Below are 19,033 nucleotides of genomic sequence, written 5' to 3' on the forward strand. Positions count from 1 at the left end.
CTAACTATCATGAAGTGTAGAACTGGGCAGAAGCTGAAAATTTGGACATTCAACGTCACTCGGGGTCCGACCCGTCACCGCGGGCTCCACGGCGCCGGACGTGCCTGCCGATGCCGGCGCCCGGTTCCTCTCATTCGCGCGCAGAGAAGGTCCTATGAAAGCCCAGCAGTCACAGCACTCGGTCAAGCATTCAAGCTGGGCCTACGCGGAGCAGCACACCGAGGAGGAGCCAGCGCTTCTTCAAGCGCGTCGTCGTGGCGAGAACCTCGGAGTCCAGCCGGTCAGCCAAGGGGTGGCCGCGCTGCTGACCGTGCTCGCCGCCAGCAGCAGAGCGCAGGCACTGGTCGAGGTGGGCACCGGCGTCGGCGTCTCCTCCCTGGCTCTGCTCCGCGGCGCCCAGGCGAACGCCGTCCTGACCAGCATCGACTACGAGGCAGACCACATCCAGGCGGCGAAGGAGACCTTCCGTGAGGCGCGTCTGGCTTCGGCGCGCACCCGGCTGATCACCGGCAGGGCGGAACAGGTGCTCGCACGTCTGACCTCCGGGGGCTACGACCTCGTGTTCGTCGACGCCGAGGCGACGCACGCCGCAGAGTACGCCGAACAGGGCATTCGGCTCCTTCGCCCCTCAGGACTGCTGATCATCAACGACGCGCTGGATCACGATCGCCTGCCGCGGCCAGCAGTGCGCGATGAGTCCACGCAGCAGATGCGGCAGCTGGAGCGTCGGCTGTTCGAAGATGATCGTCTGCTCACGGCGATGCTGGGGGCCGGCACCGGGCTGCTGGTCGCGGCGCGGCGCTGAGCCACTGGGCGACGGCGTCGCTGCGTGACGGTCACTCAACCACGGCGTCGCCGCGCCACTGCGTGACTGAGTCACTGGCGACTGGGCGAGCGCAGCTGAGACAGTTCAGGCCGGTCGTGCAGTGCACGACCGGCCTGAACCGAAGATCATTATTCGCCGACGGCCTTGATGAGGCACTGCTTGAGTGCCTGCGCCTCGTCGTTGTTGATCTCCAACACCAGACGGCCCCCTCCGTCGATAGGCACCCGCATGATCAGGCTGCGGCCCTCCTGAGTGACCTCCATCGGACCGTCGCCAGTGCGCGGTTTCATTGCAGCCATCGAGTGCATCCCTTCCGAAGTTCTCTAGCGTGTGTGTCCATGCCTGAGAGTTCCAGCACCTGAACTGTTTCCATTATCTCGCATCTGCGAGGAATGTCACTCCACCCCTGAAGTTCCGCGCTTCGGATGGTCCTGTCGCGGGGCGCTTAGATCCTTGTCAGCCGGGCCATGAGCCTGACCCTCAGGGTCCCCGTCAGCTGTCATCCTCGCTACAGAGGTGTCCGCCTCCGGCATCGTCTGACTGATCGAAGCCTGGTGCTGCATCGGTGGGCGCTCAAGCTGGAGGTCATGGAGCTGCTTCCCGAGCGCGTCCAGCAGCCGGTCCACCTGGTCCATCCGGTAGCCGCGCACGGCGGAGTCCAGGCGCACCTCCTGGAGGTCATCCGCGGTGATCCTCGCTCCGGCCCTGAGCCGCAGCAGCTCGTCCACGCCTGAGCCGTCCAGATCCGACTCCTCGCCTGGCACGGCCGCCCCCTCCCAGCGTCCCAGCAGCGCGGCCACCACGAGACCGAGCAGCACCACGGCGAGCAGGTATAGCCAGAGCATGGGTTCAGCCTATCTCGCGCGGCGCTGACGGGGCGGAAAGGGCTCAGTGCAGCTGGACGCTGTTGATCTGGTCCTGATCCAGCGGCAGCTCGTCCACTGGCGGGGCGTCGCTGAGGTCGGGCTGGGTGAGCAGCACGAACAGCGCCAGACCCACCACGTAGACCGCGAAGACTCGGAAGTAGCCTCGATAGAGCAGCCGCAGCACCACCCACAGCGCCCCGGCTCCCACCACCGCAGCCACCAGGAACCCCAACGCATAGTCCTGCCAGCTCAAGAACAGACCACCGTCGAAGCTGGCAGGATCAAGCAGACTCAACGACTGCAGCCCGGTGGCGGCGAGGATCGTGGGGATCGCCACGAAGAAGCTGAACTGCGCGGCAAGCCGGCGATGCATTCCCATCGCCAGGGCGGCGGCGATGGTCAGACCGGAGCGACTCAGCCCCGGAAACAGCGCCGCCGCCTGGGCCAGCCCGATCACTATGGCGACCAGCAGGGTCATCTGAGCGGCGCCACGCCAGGTGGTCTTCACCGAGTCAGACCACCACAGCACTGCCCCGGTGACCATCAGCATCAGCGCCACCGCCCACGGACTGGCAAAGACGCCCGTGCCGTAGGCACGGATCAGCAGCCCGAGAACCCCGGTGATGGCGGTCGTGACCAGGCCCAGCAGCGCCAGCCTGAGGTGGATCAGGTGCCGCAGCGTTCGGCGCCTGCGCCAGAGTCCCAGCTCACGCCAGATCCCTCGGACCAGACGTTTCAGCGGCCGCCACATCACGATCGTGACGGAGACCATGGTGCCGAGGTGCACCACCAGGTTGTAGAGGATCATCTCCGGGGTGTCCGGGGAAGGCAGCGGCGACCCCTGGTCGGCCAGGTATTGCTGGATCAGGACCAGGTGACTCGACGAGCTCACCGGCACGAACATGAACAGCCCTTGGATCGCTCCTAGGAGCACCGTCTCCCACAGGGTCATCGCGCAGAGTCGGGGGCGGTCGCGTCGGTTCTCGTCGTCGTCTCCTCCGGCGCGTTCGGGGAGTCCAGGGAGTCCCCGGTGACCGCCTGGACCAGGGCCGGCAGCAGCTCCCCGGCGGGTCCGCGCAGCCGATGGTGCATGGCGTCACTGAGCTCCGTGGGTTCGGGATTGATCTCGACCAGCGGTGTCCCGCGCTCCATGCCGAGCAGCGGCAGCGAGGCGGCTGGCTGCACCAGTCCGGAGGTGCCCACGACCAGGATCAGGTCTGCGCTCTGCATCGCAGCCGCGGCGGCCTCGAACGCCGACATCGGCAGCGCCTCGCCGAACCAGACGACGCCGGGCCGGATCAGGCCCTCCCCGCATACGGTGCACTGCGGCGGGTCCTCCGGCTGTGCGGGCGCGGCGGCGCCGTCGTACTGGGGTGCCGGAAGCTCCACCGGTGCATCGCATTCAGCGCAGCGGTGAGCGGTGATGCTCCCATGCAGGTGCGCCAGCACCTCAGCCCCGGCGCGCTCGTGGAGATCATCGACGTTCTGGGTGGCGATGCTCAGGCTGCCGCCCCGCTCGGTGAGCTGCCGCTGCCAGCGGGCCAGCGCCCGATGCCCCGGGTTCGGGGCGACCTGCTGGATCAGCGCCGCCCGCCATCGGTACCAGGTGTGGACCAGTCCCGGATCGTCCTCGAAGGCCTCGGGGGTGGCGAGATCCTGCGCGGAGAAGCGCTCCCAGAGACCGCTCTGGACCTCCCGGAAGGTCGGCACGCCGGACTCGGCGGAGATGCCCGCCCCGCTGAAGACGGCGACGCGGCGGGCCGCGCGGGCAAGGCTGAGGACTTCTTCCGGAACGGCGGCGATATCGGGCTGAGCAGACATGTCCTCTACCGTATCGATCACAGCGCGCGAGGACTACGCTGGTCCTCACTCGCGGCTGACGCTGAATCCCGATCCCGCCGCGGCGAAGACCTTGGAGGAGTGATGACCCAGCCCACCCGCCCCACAGGCGCAGACGGTGAATGGCAGCAGGGACCCGATGGACAGTGGCACAAGGCGCCGCCGGAGCCGAGCATTGCCGCAGGCCCGGCGCCCTCCGGCGGACCGACAGGCGGCCCCGCCGGCGGGCAGCCAGGCAGCCCGTCCGGGGTCTCGCCCGGTGGATCCTCAGATGGGCAGTCCGGGGTCCCGGTGAGCGCCGGGGAGGAGCAGGGCTGGGGCGTCGCGATGCACCTGGGCGGGGTCTTCCTGTCCTGGCTGGTGCCGCTGGTGCTCTGGCTGGTGTTCCGGCAGCGCAGCCGGATGCTCGATGATCACGGCAAGGAGGCGCTGAACTTCCAGATCACCTTGTTCATCGCCTACATCGTCGGCGCGGCCACCACGATCATTCTGATCGGCTTCCTGATCCTGTTCCTCGCCTGGGTGCTCTCGGTGGTGTTCAGCATCCTGGCCGCCATCGCCGCCTATAACCGCCGGCCGTACCGCTACCCGCTGACCATCCGTTTCATCAAGTGAGCGCGCCCCGCCGGGCCGGCCAGACGGAGCGATCCCCTGAGCCGGCCCGGCGGAGGATGCTCAGCTCTTGCGGTTGTAGAAGTACATCGAGACCGGACCGAAGACCCCGACCAGCACGGCGCAATAGACGAGCACCAGCGTGACGGAGGAGAACTGACCGGCCCCGGCCATCAGCTCACGGATGGCGGTGACCACCACGGAGACCGGGTTGACCTCGACTGCGCCCTGCAACCAGCTGGGCATGGTCTCGGGGTCCACAAAGATGTTCGAGGCGAAGGTCAGCGGCATCATGATGAACATCGAGATGCCCATCGCGGCCTGCTCGGTGCGCACCAGCAGCGAGATCACCGTCCAGACCCAGGACAGGCTGAAGCTGAAGAGCAGCAGCAGCACGAACGCCATCAGCACCCCGGTCAGTCCGCCCTCGGGCCGGAACCCCATGACGAAGCCCACGATCAGGATGATCGCACCGGCCAGGACGTAGCGGATCTGATCCCCCAACAGCGCCCCGACCAGCTGCGCCGGACGCCAGGTGGGCAGAGACCGGAAGCGGTCGAAGACGCCCTTGGAGATGTCCCGGTTCAGGGTGAGCCCGGTGTACATGGTGATCATGATCATGGTCTGCACGAAGATCCCGGGAATCAGGAACTGCACATAGCCGTCCACCGAGCCGGCGATGGCTCCGCCGAAGATGTAGGTGAACATCACGGTCATCATGATCGGGAAGACCGTGACGTCGAAGAGCTGCTCGGGGATGTGCTTGATCTTCAGCAGCGCACGCCAGCCGTAGGTCAAGGACGCGCTGACCGCGCCCGCCGGGGCCGGCCGCTGCTCTGCCGGGACCAGCACGCTTTTGATCCGCTGGTTCTGATCCTGGGCCGTGGTGGTCACGCCGCCTCCTCCTGTGCCTCTTCGCTCACGCCGTCGCTCGCCTCGTGAGCTGTCTTATGACCGGTCAGGGCGAGGAAGACCTCGTCCAGGCTGGGCTGGCCCAGCGCGAAGGTCTCCACCGCCAGGGCGGAGTCCTGCAGGGCGATCAGTGCTGAGGCGGCCCGGGACTCGTCCTCGAGCCGGACGGTCAGCGCCGACGGGTCAGATTCCCGAATCACTTCAGCCAGCAGGGTGCGCCCGAGGATCTCGGCGGCCTCCTCGCGGCGGGTCGAGTCGACCACCCGCACCTTCAGCGCGCCGGTGCCGACCTGCGCCTTGAGCTGCCCTGGCGTGCCCTCGGCGATCACCTTGCCGGTGTCGATGACCGCGATCCGGTCAGCGAGCTGATCGGCCTCCTCCAGGTGCTGGGTGGTCAGCAGGATCGTGGTGCCGCCCTCGACCAGGGTCCGGATGATGTCCCAGACCTGGTTGCGGCTGCGCGGATCGATCCCGGTGGTGGGCTCGTCGAGGAACATCAGCTGCGGGGTCACGATCAGGGACCCGGCGATGTCCAGGCGGCGACGCATGCCTCCGGAGTACTTCTTGACCTGGCGGCCGGCCGCGTCGGTGAGGCCGAAGGCCTCCAGCAGGGTCATGCCGCGCAGCTTGGCGTCCCGGGCGCTGTAGCCGAGCAGCCGTCCCAGCAGCATCAGGTTCTCGATCCCGGTGAGATCCTCGTCCAGCGACGCGAACTGCCCGGTGAGCGCGATCTTCTCCCGGATGGTCTTGGGCTCGGTGAAGACATCATGGCCCAGGACCCGGGCTTCCCCGGCGTCAGGGCGCAGCAGCGTGGCCAGCATCCGGATCGCCGTGGTCTTCCCGGCCCCGTTGGGGCCCAGCACGCCATAGATCCCGCCCTGGGCGATGTCCAGGTCGATGCCGTCCACCGCAGCGGTGTTCCCGAAGCGTTTGACCAGTCCTCGTGTCTCGATGGCCGGCACACTCATGCGCAGCGTTCCCCCCTGGAATCCTCGGCTGTGATCTGTTCCTGATCGGTCCGCGCCGGTCCCGGCGCGCCCCGATTTCACGGGACCAGTCTAGTCCGCCGCCTCCGGGAGGGAACCCCCTCTCAGCCCAGCTGCTGCCAGAGCCAGCGGTAGATCAGCGCGTTCATCCGTGCCTGCTGCTCCGGGTTGGCCGCGCCGCCGTGGCCGCCCTCGGTGTTCTCCCAGTAGGTGACGTCGGCGCCGAGCTCCTCCAGGGCGGCGGTCATCTTGCGGGCATGCCCCGGGTGGACCCGGTCATCCCGGGTCGAGGTGGTCAGCAGCACCGGTGGGTAGTCCACGCCGCCACCGACCAGGTGATACGGCGAGAAGTCTTGGATGAACTCCCAGTCCGCCGTCTCGGGGTCGCCGTATTCGGCGCGCCAGGAGGCTCCGGCGAGCAGCTGCGCGAAGCGGCGCATATCCAGCAGCGGCACCTGGATCACCACCGCGCCGAAGAGCTCGGGGTACTGGGTGAGCATGTTGCCGGTGAGCAGTCCGCCGTTGGAGCCGCCGCGGCAGGCGAGCTTCTCCACCGTGGTCACTCCGGTGCTCACCAGGTCCCGGGCGACTGCGGCGAAGTCCTCGTAGGCGCGGTGCCGGTTCTGCTTCAGCGCGGCCTGATGCCACCCGGGACCGTATTCCCCGCCCCCGCGGATATTGGCCACGGCGAAGACTCCCCCGGCCTCCAGCCAGGCCTTTCCGGCGAGCCCGAGGTAGCTCGGGGTCTGCGAGATCTGGAATCCGCCGTAGCCGTAGAGGATCGTGGGGTGCGGCTCGGGTCCGGCGATCTGCGTGGCGCCCGGCACCGACTCGGAGTCCGCGGCCTCCGCGGCCTGCACGGCTTCGGCCCGGCCGATCAGGAAGTACGGGACCCTCGTGCCGTCCTCGCTGGTGGCGAAGCTCTGCACCCAGGCCAGCCCCTCGGAGTCGAAGCGCTCCGGTGCCTGCTTGAGCAGCTCCAACGACGCCGGCGCGCCGCTGCGCAGCCCCTGCAGGGTGCCGCGGTGGAGGCTGGTGGGGGTGATCCAGTCGGTGCTGGTGACCCACACCTCCTCGGAGTCCTCCTCGTCCACCGCCGCGACGCCGAGGGAGCCGTGGAGCTCGCCGAAGGCCGCGCAGGCGCGCCACTGGCCGGCTTCGCGCCAGTGCGCCTCGACCCGGTGCACCACGTCCTCCATGATCGTCACCAGGATGCTCTCGCGGGTGAGCGCGACTCCCAGCAGCGCCGCCGACTCGGTGGGCTCGAAGAGCACCCGCAGCTCAGGCGCCCCGGCCATGAACTTCTCGGCGTCGCCCACGATCAGGCTGCCGCCGCGGTAGTCCACCCCGTGGTGGGTGAAGTCGGTGCGCGGACGCAGCAGGATCAGATCCCGGTGGAAGCCCACCGAGACGTCGGTGGGCACCTCCACCCGGGTCATCGTCTCCGGCGCGCCAGGGTCAATCAGGTAGGTCTCGCGGTCGTAGAAGCCCAGCAGCCTCACCCCGATGTGTCGTTCATAGCCCGGGGTGCTGTCGTAGCCGGCGACGGCGCTCATATGGTCCGCCTCCACGCTGATCACCGGCTCAGCCTCGGTCAGCGCGGTGCCGCGCCGCCAGCGCCGGGCCACCCGCGGATAGCCGGAGCTGGTGACGGCATCGGCGCCGTCGTCGTGGGTGAGGTAGACGGTCTCGGAATCGATCCAGCTCAGCCCGCCCTTGCCCTGCGGCCGGTGGAACCCGCCTTCGGACTCCGGGATGAAACGCCGGGTGAGAAGGTCGAACTCACGGGTGACATCGGCGTCGGAGCCGCCCGGGGAGAGTGAGATCAGGGTGTGCCGCCAGGGGGCGGTGTCGGCCGCGGTTCTCGCGTCGGTCTCCGCGTTGCTCGGGGTGGGGGTGTCCGGCGTCGCCTCGCGCGGGCGCAGGACCTCGGCGCCGTGCCAGACCCAGGTGACCCCCTCCTCGGCGCTGAGCGCGTCCAGATCCAGCAGGATCTCCCACTCTGGGGACTCGCGGCGGTAGGACTCCTCGGTGGTGCGCCGCCAGATCCCCTGCGGATGCTCGGCGTCGGTCCAGAAGTTATACAGGTGCTCCCCGCGCTTGGTCACGCCGGGGATCCGGTCGGAGGCGTCGAGGATCTCCCGCAGCTGCGTGCGCAGCGGGTCGAACGCCTCGTCCTGGATCCGGTCCTCGGCACGAGCGTTGCGCTCGCGCACCCAGGCCAGCGCCTGCTCTCCCGTGACCTCCTCGAGCCAGAGATGCGGATCTGCCTGGGCCGGGTCGAGGTCGGGACTGATCAGGGGCTTCGCCGAGGAGACTGTCATCCCCCAATCCTAGCCACCAGCGTTTTACCGGGGCTTACGTGTCCTACCGGCGGCACCGCCCGGCCGGTAGGACACGTAAGCCCCGGTAAAACGCAGAAGGGAGGGGTCAGCCGGTGTTCTGCAGGCCGGCGGCCACTCCCTTGAGGGTGATAAGCAACAGGTTGCGCGGATCATCGATCTGATCATCGGTGAGCTTGCCGGAACGCAGCACCCGCAGGGCGCGCAGCTGGATCAGCGAGAGCGCGTCGACATAGGGGTTGCGCAGCTGCACGGCCCTACCGAGCACCCGGTGCTTCTGCAGCAGACGATCCTGGTCGGTGATCGCGAGCACCCATTTCGAGGTCAGGTCGAACTCCTCGAGGACCACCGAGGTGAGATCCGCGCGGTCCCCCAGCGCCAGGTAGCGCTCGGCGATGCGCCGGTCGGTCTTGGCCAGGGACATCTCGATGTTGTCGATGAGCGCCCGGAACAGCGGCCACTCGGCGTAGGCCTGACGCAGCTGCTCCAGGTCCTGCACCGATTCCAGGGCGCTGCCCAGTCCGTACCAGCCGGTGAGGTTGATCCGCGCCTGGCCCCAGGCGAAGTTCCACGGGATCGCGCGCAGGTCCTCCAGGGACTCCACGGAGAGTCCGCGCTTGGCCGGACGGGAGCCGATGGCGAGCAGCCCGACCTCGTCCTGCGGGGTGACCTCGGCGAACCAGGGTGCGAAGCCCTCGGCGTTGACCAGGCCATGGAACCGCTCCCGGGAGACCGCATCCATCTTCTCGGCCAGCCCGGCGTAGCGCTGGGCGGCCTCGGCGTTGCGCCGTTCGGTGGAGGGCGCCGAGGCCATCAGTGTGGCGGCGGCGACCTGCTCGATGTGGCGCAGGGCGATCTCCGGGTTGCCGTAGCGGGCGGAGATCACCTCACCCTGCTCGGTGACCTTGAAGCGCAGGTCCACCGAATGCGGGGGCTGGGCCAGGATCGCCCGGTTCGCGGGTCCGCCGCCGCGGCCCAGCGCGCCGCCGCGCCCATGGAACTGGGTCAGCGTGATCTCGTGCTTGATCCCCCAGGCGGAGATCTTCTCCTGCGCCTCATAGAGCGCGAGGGTGGCGGAGACCGGGCCGACGTCCTTGGCGGAGTCGGAGTAGCCCAGCATGACCTCCATGCGCCGGCCGGTCTGCTCCAGACGCGCCTGCACGGCCGGGTGGGTCAGCATCTCTTCGAGGATCTGCGGGGCGTTGCGCAGGTCCTCATAGGTCTCGAAGAGCGGGATGACGTCGAGCACCGGGGCGTTCTCGGGCCCGCCGAGCGCTTTCTCCGCCAGGGTGTAGACATCGGCGAGGTTCTGCGCGGACTGGGTGAAGGAGACGATATAGCGTCGAGCGGCGTCCACGCCGTAGCGCTGCTGCACCGAGGCGATGGCGCGGAAGGTCTCCAGCACCTCCTCCCCGGGCACGGCCATCTTCTCCACCGAGGCGGGGTCCTCGAGCCAGGCCAGGGTCTGGGCGTGCACCTTGGAATGCTGGCGGACCTCGAGCTCGGCGAGGTGGAAGCCGAAGGTCTGGACCTGCCAGATCAGTTCCTGCAGGTCTCCGTAGGCCGCGCGCTTGGCACCGGCCTCCACCAGCGAGTCCTGGACCACGCGCAGATCGGTGATCAGCTCTTCGGGGACCGCGTAGGCGAGGTCCGCGTTGCGCTCCCGGGTGGCCTGGATGCGTCCGGTGATCGCCAGCAGCACCTGACGGTGCGGCTCGCCCGGGGAATGCTGGGCGGCCTGCTCGGTGAGCTCCTCCGAGAGCTGGCGCAGCCGGTTCCACAGCGCCTCGAGCTTGGGGCTGGGCGGGGTGTAGCGATCATCAAGGGTCAGCGACATGCCGGTGCGCCGGGACCGCTCTTCGAGGTCGGCCAGGACCCGGTCGGCGGCCTGCGCCACGGCCTTGCGCGTGATGGTCGCGGTGACATTGGGGTTGCCGTCCCGGTCACCGGCGATCCAGGAGCCCAGCCGGATGAAGGCCGGCGCCTTCGGCGCCTGGGCTCCTGAGGCCTCCCCCTGGAGCCAGTCGTCCATCCGGCGGTAGGCCTGGGTGAACACCGAGGAGAAGGAGGAGTCGAAGATCCCCAGGGCGGTGCGGACCTCGTCCAGCGGTGACGGGCTGGAGACGCGCAGCTGCGCGGTGCGCCACATGTTGTCAATCTCCTCGAGGAGCTCCCGGCGGTTCTTCGCCAGCTCGGTGGGGCCCACCCGGGGATCATCACGCACCTCCAGCAGCGCCCCGATGCGACGCACCGAGGCGGTGATCGCGTTGCGTCGGGCCTCGGTGGGGTGCGCCGTGAGCACCGGGTGGAAGCGCAGCTCCTTGAGCCGGCGCTCAGCCTCGCGCTCGCCGACCTCCTCGGCGAGGTGGGTGAAGGCCGCTGCCACCGAGTCGGTGGGCTGCTGCTGGGCCAGCGGGAGCTCGCCGTCGCGGGTGCGCAGAGTCCGCACCCGGTGCTGCTCCTCGGCCAGGTTCGCCAGCAGGAAGTATGAGGTGAAGGCGCGGGCGACCTCTTTGGCCCGTTCCGCGGAGAAGGAGGAGACCAGCTCCTCGGCGCGCACCAGAGTCTCCCCGCTGGTGTCCTCCAGGGCGGCGATGGTCAGTTCGCGCAGCGCCTCGACGTCGTCGAGCAGGCCTTCGGAGCCGTACTCCTTGAGCACCTGGCCCAGCAGGCCACCGAGCAGGCCGACGTCGCGGCGCATCGCCTCGGGCACCTCATGGGTGGCCTGGACCCGGGTGATGCTGCCGGTGGCCGGTGAGCTGGTCTGCGCGGCGGAGGGTGTTTCCTGGGGCATGTGAATCTCCTTCTCGGATGCTTCACGTGACCCCATCGTCACGCTGATGAACTTGTGCTGCTGTTGTGCTTGATCCTCGGCGACGACGCCTGCGGCGTGGCTGCGCTCACTGTGTTCGAGGCAACACGCTATCAAGCCTGGTGCTTGCCTCGAAGTCGGCTGGTGCCGGACCGGGGTGCGCGGGCCGCAGGCTCACCCCCATTCCGCCTCCCGCAGCGCGCGACGGCGCAGCTCCAGTTCCATCAGCTCACGGTTCAGCGCCTGATGCTCCTGCGGGTTCTGGGCGGGGTCCATGCGCTGCAGCCGGCCCAGCAGGTTCGCCTTCTGGTGGGTGATCTTCAGCTCGACCAGCCGGTTCAGGATCGACTGGCAGTACTTCTCCAGGTGTTCATCGCTGTTGGTGGGCAGCGCGGTCACGGCAAGCTCGGAGACGAAGGACTTGATCGGTTCTGGCACCTCCTCGCGCACCGCCTGGACCCAGTTGCGCGGATCCGAGGCCGAGGCTGCGGCGATGCGCACACCGTCGTGGATGGCCTGGTGCGCCGGGGCGGTGAAGCGCACCGTGAAGATCTCCTCCCACTGCTCCGCGGTCAGGTGGGTGGGGTGCTGCAGGATCACCTCCAGCGCCTGGCGTTCCATCAGCACGGCCGGATCGCGGGTGTCCGGGCGCGGATATCCCGGCGCGCTGCGGCGCAGCGGCTCCCCCGGCTCCGACTGCCCGTGCGCGCTCTGTCCCTGATGCCCCGCAGCCTGGTGCCCCTGGCCCGGGCCGGTCCCGGAGCCCTTCTCCGCCTCCAGATGCGGTGAGGGCTGATGCTTCTGCGCATAGGCCACCGCCCGGTTGACGTCGTCCATCTCGGCACCCAGCCAGCCGGCCAGTTCCCGGGTGTAGGCCGGGCGCAGCGCCGGGTCCTTGATCCCACCCACGATCGGGGCGGTGGCGCGCAGCGCGCCCACCCGACCCTCGATGGTGTTCAGGTCGAATTCGCGCAGCTTGGCCCGGATCGCGAACTCGAAGAGCGGCGTCTTGGAGCTGATCAGCTCGCGGACCGCGTCGTCTCCGCGGTGCTGGCGGATGTCGCAGGGGTCCATGCCCTCGGGGCCCACCGCGATGAAGGTCTTGGCGAGGAACATATGGTCCTCCTTGAACGCCTTCAGCGCCGCCTGCTGACCGGCGGCGTCGCCGTCGAAGGTGAAGATGACCTCTCCCGCGCCGCCCTCATCGGAGATCAGTCGGCGCGCGATCCGCACGTGGCCCTCGCCGAACGCGGTGCCGCAGGTCGCCACCGCGGTCTCCACCCCGGCCACGTGGCAGGCCATGACGTCGGTGTAGCCCTCCACGACCACCAGCTGGCGCTGCTTGGCGACGTGGCGCTTGGCGTGTTCGATCCCGTAGAGCACCTGGGACTTCTTATAGATCGCGGTCTCAGGCGAGTTCAGGTACTTCGGGCCCTTGTCATCCTCGTAGAGGTGCCGTCCGCCGAAGCCCACGGTGTTCCCGGTCATGTTGCGGATCGGCCACATCAGTCGGCCGCGGAAGCGGTCATAGATCCCACGTCCACCGGAGGAGAACATGCCGGTCTCGGTGAGCTCCTCCTCGGTGAAGCCCTTGGCGCGCAGATGTTTGAGCAGGTTGTCCCACCCCTTGGGCGCGTAGCCCACGGAGAACTGGGCGGCGTGCTCCCGGGTGAAGCCGCGGCCGGTGAGCATCTCGCGGGCGGGCTGCGCCTCGGGGCTCTGCAGCGCGGCCTGGAAGAACTCGTCGGCGATCTTGTGCGCATCCAGCAGCCGCTGGCGGCGCCCGATCTCCGCCTTATCGGGTCCTTTGCCGCCGTCCTCGTAGCGCAGCTCGATCCCGACGCGGCCGGCCAGCTTCTCCACGGTCTCCTGGAAGCTGGTGTGGTCCATGCCCATCAGGAACGCGATCACGTCCCCGGACTCGCCGCAGCCGAAGCAGTGGAAGGTGCCGACCTGTGGGCGGATGTGGAAGCTGGGAGAACGTTCATCGTGGAACGGGCACAGGCCCTTCCACGAGCCGATGCCGGCGCCCTTGAGCGTCACATACTGTTCGACCACCTCGCGAAGGTCCGCGCGCTCACGGACGGCGTCGATGTCTTCGCGTTTGATCAGTCCGGCCATGGCTCTAATCTACTCGGCACGGCCAAATGCTCCCCGCTCACAGGGCGCCTGTGCAGGGACCGGGCAGCGGGTCGGTTCTCTGGCTAGGCTGGGGAACATGACTGAGCTTTCCGGACGCGCCCGGGTCCAGGCCGACGCCGATGCCCGCGCCGTGACCCTTGAATTCGTCCAGCGCGGGCCCGCCTCCAGCTTGGAGGAGGCGGCCGAGAATCTCGGGGTCGCGCCGCGGGAGATCGTGAAGACCCTGGTCGCCAAGGCCAAGCTCACCCAGTCCGCCACTGAGCACAGCTATGTGGTGGCGCTGATCCCCGGGGACAAGCAGGTGGACTGGGCGAAGCTGCGCCGGCTGGCCGGGATGAAGAAGATGTCGATGACCGCCCCGGAGGAGGCTGTGGCGGCCACCGGGTACCACCCGGGCACGATCACGCCCTTCGGTGCGCGCACCCCTGAGGGACAGACCTGGCCGGTCTATGCGGACGCCTCGATCTCCGGTCGGATCGCCATGGGAGCCGGGGAGCAGGACCTGAACCTCTTCGTGGAGGCCGATGAGCTGTTCGCGGCCTTCGACGTCGTCGTCGGCGACATCGGTAAATAGGTCCGCCCCTCAACGCGAAGGGAACGGGGGTCAGGCGAAGAGGCGATTGAAGACCGGGCGGCCGTGGACCAGGGTGGCGTACCACTCCAGTGCCGCGCCGTCGGTGAGCGAGGCGATCTGGTCGATGATCGCGCGCTGCCGGGCCGACTCGTCGCCGGCGGCGTGGAAGTCCGCCTGGAAGGGCGGCTCCAGGAACTGGTCCCCGGTCTCGACGAGCAGCCCGTAGAGGCCCTCGATGACCTCGCGCTGCCGGGCGTAGACCGGCTTCTGCTCCCGGGAGGCCATGATGTAGGTCGCCGCGATCCCCTTCATCAGCGAGACCTCCTCCACCGTCTCATCGGGCACCACCAGGTCAGCCTCGTGGCGGACCAGCGGACGGTCCCCATAGGCCTCACGGGTCGCGGCGAAGATGGCGTGGGAGAACCGCCCGATCAGCTCGCTGGTCATGTTCTTCAGCGCGGCCAGCGCGCGCCGGGAGCCGTCGGACTCCCCCACCCAGGAATCCGCCGAGGCCAGCCGATCCAGAGCGGCCTCGATCCGGGCCGGGTCGGTCTCGGGCAGATACCAGTCGTGGGTGGTCTGGACCACGCGACGGCGCTGCAGCGGATCGGTGAGGAACTTCAGCTGGAACCGGCCGTTGACCACGCCGTCCTCGATGTCATGCACCGAATACGCGATGTCATCGGCGGCGTCCATCACCTGGGCCTCCATGGACTTGCGCCGGCCCGTCACGCCGGCCCGGATCCAGTCGAAGACCTCGACGTCGTCCTCATAGGCGCCGAACTTCGCGCTGCGGCTGCCATCAGGCAGGATCGGCGCCTCATGGGCGCGCCACGGGTACTTCACCGCGGCGTCCAGGGAAGCCCGGGTCAGATTCAGCCCCGCGGAGCGGCCGTCGGAGTGGAAGCGCTTGGTCTCCAGCCGGGTCAGCAGCCGCAGCGTCTGCGCGTTGCCCTCGAACCCGCCGTGCGGGGCGGCCAGCGCGTTGAGCACGGTCTCCCCGTTGTGTCCGAAGGGCGGGTGTCCCAGGTCATGGGAGAGGCAGGCGGCATCGACGACGTCGGGGTCACAGCCCAGCAGCCGGCCCAGGTCCCGGCCCACCTGGGCGACCTCCAGCGAGTGGGTCAGCCGGGTGCGGGAGAAGTCGTCGACGTCGGGCGAGACCACCTGGGTCTTGGCGCCGAGTCGGCGCAGCGCGGAGGAGTGCAGCAGCCGCGCCCGGTCGCGCTCGAAGCTGGAGCGGTAGACGGACTTCCCGTGCTCGGGCACCCAGCGGGCCTCATCGGCCTCGGTGTATCCCGGCCTCAGGGTGGCGTATCCGCCCTCTACTCGCTCCACGTTCTGCGCGCTCATGGGTCCAACCCTATCCGCCGGAGGTGTCGACCTCTGCGGCCTGGATCATCTCGCGCTGCACCTCGTTGAGCTCCTGAGACTCCAGCCAGTCCTGGGGAAGGTGGACCTTCTTGGGTGATCCGGCCCGGCCGCGCGGACCCTCGGCGTCGGCCCCGGGGTAGCTCAGGGTCTGATCCAGCTGCCCGAGCAGGTCCTCGAGCTGGGCCATGGACTCCACTGCGACCAGCTGGGTGCGCAGCTGGGACCCCACGGCGTAGCCCTTGAAGTACCAGGCCACGTGCTTGCGGATGTCCTGCATGGCCTTGCGCTCGTCGCCGTCGAAATACGGGATCAGCATCTGCGCGTGACGCAGCAGCGTGGCGGAGACCATCGGCAGATCCGGGCGGTGCCGCTCCTCGCGACCCTCGAAGGCGGCCTGGAGGTCCCCGAAGAGCCAGGGCCGGCCCTGACAGCCACGGCCCACGACGACGCCGTCCACCCCGGTCTGCTCCACCATCGCCACGGCGTCCTCTGCTGACCAGATGTCCCCATTGCCCAGCACCGGGATGTCGGGGAGGGATTCCCGCAGCGCGGCGATCGCGGACCAGTCGGCCTGACCGGAGTAGTGCTGCCGGGCGGTGCGTCCATGCAGGGCCACGGCGGCCACCCCGGAGTCTCGGGCGATCCTGCCGGCCTCGATATAAGTGAGGTGGTCCTCGTCGATGCCCTTGCGCATCTTCACGGTCACCGGGATGTTCGCCTTGGAGGCCTCCCGCACGGCGGTGGCGACGATGGACTCGAAGAGCCGGGTCTTCCAGGGCAGCGCGGAGCCGCCGCCCTTGCGGGTGACCTTGGGCACCGGGCAGCCGAAGTTCATGTCGATGTGATCGGCGCGGCCCTCGTCGACCAGCATTCGCACGGCGTGGCCGGTGGTGACCGGGTCCACCGAGTAGAGTTGCACCGAACGCGGAACCTCGTCGGGTTCGTGCTTGATGATCCGCAGCGATTCCGGCCGACGCTCCACCAGGGCGCGTGCGGTGACCATCTCGTTGACGAAGAGCCCGCCGCCGTAGTCCCGGCAGAGCCTGCGGAAGGCGGTGTTGGTGATCCCGGCCATCGGGGCCAGCACCACCGGGGTCTGCACCGTGATCGGGCCCAGGGTCAGCGGCGGCAGCAGCGCCCCGGTGCGGGCGCCGGCTTCCGTCGCAGCGCTCTGCTGGGCGGGCTCGCGGGTGAGCGTGTCGGTGGACTCAGCGGTCATGGGCTCCCCGCTCAGGCTGCGTCTTTGGCGTAGATCAGCGCCTCGAAGTCGTACTCGGCGTCCCCGGCGGCGATCAGCTCATCGGTGACGGTCTTCAGCGGCCCCATGGCGTCGTCGACCTCGACCTTGACCGGGAAGTGCGCGGCCAGCAGCGCGAGCATCGCGCGGCAGGCGGTCTCGGCGTCGGAGTCATCCAGGGCGGTGTTCCAGCCCAGCAGCACGTCGGCTGGCTCGTCGGTGCGCTCGGAGGTGTAGCTGATCGCGAAGGCCAGGATGGCGTTGTTCCCGCCCTCGGAGGTGTCGCGCAGCACCACGGCGCCGGAGGCTCCGGTCTCCGGGCCGAGCAGCATCTGCTGGGCCTTGCCGATGGTCATCTCGGCGCGGTCCCAGGTGTGCACGGTGTTGTAGAAGTCCGCGACCATCTGGGTCAGCTCCACCGAGCCTGTGGCGAGGTCCTCGAGGTCCAGTCCGGCGCTGTCCAGGTCCGGCAGCGAGATGGCGCCGGGCTGGACGATCACCTGGCGGGAGGCCTGGATCTTGGTGAAGCCGTTGTCCTTGAGGAAGCACTGGGCGGCGGAGCGCTTGGCCACGCGCGCCTTCAGCGACTGCACCGCACAGTTGGGCACCTCGGCCTCGAGGATCTGCAGCATCTGGGCGGCGACTCCGCGGCGGCGGTGCTCCGGGGCGACCTCCGCGTAGAAGGAGAGCCGGTCCGGGTGCAGCGAGGAGCGGAAGATCGTGGCTGCGGCCACCGGCAGGCCATCCGCCTCGGCCACGATGCACCGGGACCAGGGCTCGTTGGAGGAGGGCCGCAGCAGGCTGCGGTCCTGGTGGTGCATCGAGTTCTCCGGGTCTCCCCAGACCTGGAGCAGCTTCAGGTCATCACCATCGGCCCAGGGGCGCACCGTGAGACCGGATTCCAGGGTCAGCCGGGCCGGGTTCGCGGGGCGAGCCTCGGCGTCGTGCTCAGTACTCATCACATTTCCTTAGACAAGGGCAGAAGGTGTCGTTCAGACCAACCACGCAATGGTAGTCCCGCACGCGCGGGCACACAAAGCTTGCCCTCCTCACTGTGATGCCCGGCTCCCCGGCTGCGCGGCCGACTCAGCCGAGCAGCTTCACCGCCAGGTAGGACTGCACCTTGTCCAGCGAGACCCGCTCCTGGGTCATCTCGTCGCGGTCCCGGATGGTGACCGCCTGGTCCTCGAGGGTGTCGAAGTCCACGGTGATGCAGAACGGGGTGCCGATCTCGTCCTGGCGACGGTAGCGGCGACCGATGGCGCCGGAGTCGTCGAAGTCGATGTTCCAGTGCTGGCGCAACGACTGGGCCAGGTCCTGAGAGACCCCGGCGAGCTCGGGCTTCTTCGACAGGGGCAGCACCGCGGCCTTCACCGGGGCCAGCTTGGGGTGCAGCTTCAGCACGGTCCGGGTGTCCACCCCGCCCTTGGTGTTCGGCGCCTCGTCCTCGGTGTAGGAGTCCACCAGGAAGGCCATCATCGCGCGGGTCAGGCCGAAGGAGGGCTCGATCACGTACGGGGTGTAGCGGGTGCCGCTGGCCTGGTCGAAGTACTGCAGCTTCGCACCGGAGGCCTCGGTGTGCGAGTTCAGGTCATAGTCGGTGCGGTTGGCGATGCCCATGAGCTCGCCCCAGGCCGAGCCGGCGAAGTCGAAGCGGTATTCCAGGTCGATGGTGCCAGCGGAGTAGTGCGCCCGGTCGTCCTCGGGCACGTCGAACTTGCGCAGGTTCTCCGGGTTCAGACCCAGGTCGACGAACCAGTTGTAGCAGGCGTCCACCCAGTGCTTGAACCACTCGTCGGCCTCATCCGGGTGGGTGAAGTACTCGATCTCCATCTGTTCGAACTCGCGGGTCCGGAAGATGAAGTTGCCGGGGGTGATCTCGTTGCGGAAGGCCTTGCCGATCTGGCCGATGCCGAAGGGCGGCTTCTTTCGCGCCGAGGTCACCACGTTGTTGAAGTTCACGAAGATGCCCTGGGCGGTCTCGGGGCGCATGTAGTGCAGCCCCTCCTGATCATCCACCGGTCCCAGGAAGGTCTTCATCAGCCCGGAGAACTGCTGCGGTTCGGTCCACTTCCCGGGCTGGCCGGTCTCCGGGTCGCGGATGTCAGCCAGGCCGTTCTCCGGCGGGTGCCCGTGCTTGGCCTCATAGGCCTCGATCAGATGATCGGCCCGGTAGCGGCGGTGCGTGTGGAGCGACTCCACCAGCGGGTCAGAGAACGTCTTGACGTGGCCCGAGGCGTGCCAGACCGCCTGGGGCAGGATGATCGCGGAGTCCAGCCCGACCATGTCGCCGCGGCCGCGGATGAAGGTCTGCCACCATTCGGCCTTGATGTTCTCCTTCAGCTCGGTGCCCAGCGGCCCGTAGTCCCAGGCAGAGCGAGTGCCGCCGTAGATCTCACCGGACTGGAACACGAAGCCGCGACGCTTCGCCAGGGAGATGACTTTGTCGAGTGCGGTCTCTTTGGCCATGTGGCAGATACACCTCAGGTAGAACGGGGATGAACACAGATT

General features: G+C 68.6%; 16 protein-coding genes. 3 read left to right on the forward strand and 13 right to left on the reverse strand.

Annotated elements, in window-relative coordinates; translation table 11 throughout:
- Nucleotides 1-154: 154 nt before the first annotated feature.
- Nucleotides 155-805: an O-methyltransferase gene (locus HNR24_RS07330; protein ID WP_058888376.1), complete on the forward strand. Its 651-nt coding sequence runs from the start codon at nucleotides 155-157 to the stop codon at nucleotides 803-805.
- Nucleotides 806-954: 149 nt separating this feature from the next.
- On the opposite strand, the gene HNR24_RS07335 is transcribed toward HNR24_RS07330, so the two are convergent.
- The 4 genes from HNR24_RS07335 to HNR24_RS07350 form a co-directional block, all read right to left on the reverse strand.
- Nucleotides 955-1,125: a DUF3117 domain-containing protein gene (locus tag HNR24_RS07335; RefSeq protein WP_083504863.1), complete on the reverse strand. Its 171-nt coding sequence runs from the start codon at nucleotides 1,123-1,125 to the stop codon at nucleotides 955-957.
- 96 nt (nucleotides 1,126-1,221) lie between these two features.
- The gene (locus HNR24_RS07340; RefSeq protein ID WP_058888374.1) at nucleotides 1,222-1,671 is read right to left on the reverse strand and encodes a DivIVA domain-containing protein; all 450 of its coding nucleotides are present in this window, start codon (nucleotides 1,669-1,671) and stop codon (nucleotides 1,222-1,224) included.
- A 43-nt stretch (nucleotides 1,672-1,714) separates the two neighbouring features.
- Complete coding sequence (locus HNR24_RS07345) at nucleotides 1,715-2,644, reverse strand: undecaprenyl-diphosphate phosphatase (RefSeq protein WP_083504757.1); 930 nt, start codon at nucleotides 2,642-2,644, stop codon at nucleotides 1,715-1,717.
- Entirely contained in the window at nucleotides 2,641-3,513 is an 873-nt protein-coding gene (locus tag HNR24_RS07350) for an SIR2 family NAD-dependent protein deacylase (protein WP_182495447.1), read from the reverse strand. The genes HNR24_RS07345 and HNR24_RS07350 overlap by 4 nt, the downstream gene beginning before the upstream one ends.
- A gap of 102 nt (nucleotides 3,514-3,615) precedes the next feature.
- On the opposite strand from HNR24_RS07350, the gene HNR24_RS14270 reads away from it, so the two are divergent.
- Nucleotides 3,616-4,146 (forward strand): DUF4870 domain-containing protein, encoded by a 531-nt coding sequence (locus tag HNR24_RS14270; RefSeq protein ID WP_182495448.1) that lies wholly within the window; start codon nucleotides 3,616-3,618, stop codon nucleotides 4,144-4,146.
- 60 nt (nucleotides 4,147-4,206) lie between these two features.
- Here the strand turns inward: HNR24_RS14270 and HNR24_RS07360 are convergent, their stop codons facing one another.
- The 5 genes from HNR24_RS07360 to dnaG all read right to left on the reverse strand — a co-directional run bounded on the left by HNR24_RS07360 (nucleotide 4,207) and on the right by dnaG (nucleotide 13,316).
- Nucleotides 4,207-5,037 (reverse strand): ABC transporter permease, encoded by an 831-nt coding sequence (locus tag HNR24_RS07360; protein WP_058888372.1) that lies wholly within the window; start codon nucleotides 5,035-5,037, stop codon nucleotides 4,207-4,209.
- Complete coding sequence (locus HNR24_RS07365; RefSeq protein ID WP_182495449.1) at nucleotides 5,034-6,023, reverse strand: ATP-binding cassette domain-containing protein; 990 nt, start codon at nucleotides 6,021-6,023, stop codon at nucleotides 5,034-5,036. The genes HNR24_RS07360 and HNR24_RS07365 overlap by 4 nt, the downstream gene beginning before the upstream one ends.
- Nucleotides 6,024-6,145: 122 nt before the next feature.
- Nucleotides 6,146-8,365 (reverse strand): prolyl oligopeptidase family serine peptidase, encoded by a 2,220-nt coding sequence (locus HNR24_RS07370; RefSeq protein WP_182495450.1) that lies wholly within the window; start codon nucleotides 8,363-8,365, stop codon nucleotides 6,146-6,148.
- A gap of 106 nt (nucleotides 8,366-8,471) precedes the next feature.
- On the reverse strand, nucleotides 8,472-11,177 hold the full coding sequence (locus tag HNR24_RS07375; protein WP_220477177.1) for a phosphoenolpyruvate carboxylase: 2,706 nt from the start codon (nucleotides 11,175-11,177) through the stop codon (nucleotides 8,472-8,474).
- Between the two features lie 192 nt (nucleotides 11,178-11,369).
- Nucleotides 11,370-13,316, reverse strand: a complete 1,947-nt coding sequence (gene dnaG / locus HNR24_RS07380) for a DNA primase (protein ID WP_182495452.1) — start codon at nucleotides 13,314-13,316, stop codon at nucleotides 11,370-11,372.
- Nucleotides 13,317-13,413: 97 nt separating this feature from the next.
- Between dnaG and HNR24_RS07385 the strand changes: the two genes are divergently transcribed.
- Nucleotides 13,414-13,911 (forward strand): aminoacyl-tRNA deacylase, encoded by a 498-nt coding sequence (locus HNR24_RS07385; RefSeq protein ID WP_058888367.1) that lies wholly within the window; start codon nucleotides 13,414-13,416, stop codon nucleotides 13,909-13,911.
- Between the two features lie 30 nt (nucleotides 13,912-13,941).
- Here HNR24_RS07385 and HNR24_RS07390 read toward each other — a convergent pair whose 3' ends face one another.
- The 4 genes from HNR24_RS07390 to HNR24_RS07405 all read right to left on the reverse strand — a co-directional run bounded on the left by HNR24_RS07390 (nucleotide 13,942) and on the right by HNR24_RS07405 (nucleotide 18,991).
- On the reverse strand, nucleotides 13,942-15,264 hold the full coding sequence (locus HNR24_RS07390) for a deoxyguanosinetriphosphate triphosphohydrolase (protein WP_182495453.1): 1,323 nt from the start codon (nucleotides 15,262-15,264) through the stop codon (nucleotides 13,942-13,944).
- Nucleotides 15,265-15,274: 10 nt separating this feature from the next.
- Nucleotides 15,275-16,504, reverse strand: coding sequence for a tRNA dihydrouridine synthase DusB (dusB, locus tag HNR24_RS07395; protein WP_182495454.1), 1,230 nt, complete (start codon nucleotides 16,502-16,504; stop codon nucleotides 15,275-15,277).
- A gap of 11 nt (nucleotides 16,505-16,515) precedes the next feature.
- Nucleotides 16,516-17,481 carry a GNAT family N-acetyltransferase gene (locus HNR24_RS07400; RefSeq protein WP_179441760.1) on the reverse strand — a complete coding sequence of 322 codons (966 nt, stop codon included), beginning with the start codon at nucleotides 17,479-17,481 and terminating at the stop codon, nucleotides 16,516-16,518.
- Between the two features lie 127 nt (nucleotides 17,482-17,608).
- On the reverse strand, nucleotides 17,609-18,991 hold the full coding sequence (locus HNR24_RS07405) for a glycine--tRNA ligase (protein ID WP_058888364.1): 1,383 nt from the start codon (nucleotides 18,989-18,991) through the stop codon (nucleotides 17,609-17,611).
- Nucleotides 18,992-19,033: the final 42 nt, after the last annotated feature.

It is taken from the genome of Nesterenkonia sandarakina (assembly GCF_014138825.1).
GTDB classification, from domain to species: domain Bacteria; phylum Actinomycetota; class Actinomycetes; order Actinomycetales; family Micrococcaceae; genus Nesterenkonia; species Nesterenkonia sandarakina.

Coding starts and splice junctions, on each gene's coding strand:
- HNR24_RS07375 (WP_220477177.1), bottom strand. CDS start 11,177: ATGCCCCAGGAAACACCCTCCGCCGCGCAGACCAGCTCACCGGCCACC.
- HNR24_RS07390 (WP_182495453.1), bottom strand. CDS start 15,264: ATGAGCGCGCAGAACGTGGAGCGAGTAGAGGGCGGATACGCCACCCTG.
- HNR24_RS07370 (WP_182495450.1), bottom strand. CDS start 8,365: ATGACAGTCTCCTCGGCGAAGCCCCTGATCAGTCCCGACCTCGACCCG.
- HNR24_RS07350 (WP_182495447.1), bottom strand. CDS start 3,513: ATGTCTGCTCAGCCCGATATCGCCGCCGTTCCGGAAGAAGTCCTCAGC.
- dnaG (WP_182495452.1), bottom strand. CDS start 13,316: ATGGCCGGACTGATCAAACGCGAAGACATCGACGCCGTCCGTGAGCGC.
- HNR24_RS07385 (WP_058888367.1), top strand. CDS start 13,414: ATGACTGAGCTTTCCGGACGCGCCCGGGTCCAGGCCGACGCCGATGCC.
- HNR24_RS07335 (WP_083504863.1), bottom strand. CDS start 1,125: ATGGCTGCAATGAAACCGCGCACTGGCGACGGTCCGATGGAGGTCACT.
- HNR24_RS07345 (WP_083504757.1), bottom strand. CDS start 2,644: ATGACCCTGTGGGAGACGGTGCTCCTAGGAGCGATCCAAGGGCTGTTC.
- HNR24_RS07340 (WP_058888374.1), bottom strand. CDS start 1,671: ATGCTCTGGCTATACCTGCTCGCCGTGGTGCTGCTCGGTCTCGTGGTG.
- HNR24_RS07400 (WP_179441760.1), bottom strand. CDS start 17,481: ATGAGTACTGAGCACGACGCCGAGGCTCGCCCCGCGAACCCGGCCCGG.
- HNR24_RS14270 (WP_182495448.1), top strand. CDS start 3,616: ATGACCCAGCCCACCCGCCCCACAGGCGCAGACGGTGAATGGCAGCAG.
- HNR24_RS07330 (WP_058888376.1), top strand. CDS start 155: ATGAAAGCCCAGCAGTCACAGCACTCGGTCAAGCATTCAAGCTGGGCC.
- HNR24_RS07365 (WP_182495449.1), bottom strand. CDS start 6,023: ATGAGTGTGCCGGCCATCGAGACACGAGGACTGGTCAAACGCTTCGGG.
- HNR24_RS07405 (WP_058888364.1), bottom strand. CDS start 18,991: ATGGCCAAAGAGACCGCACTCGACAAAGTCATCTCCCTGGCGAAGCGT.
- dusB (WP_182495454.1), bottom strand. CDS start 16,504: ATGACCGCTGAGTCCACCGACACGCTCACCCGCGAGCCCGCCCAGCAG.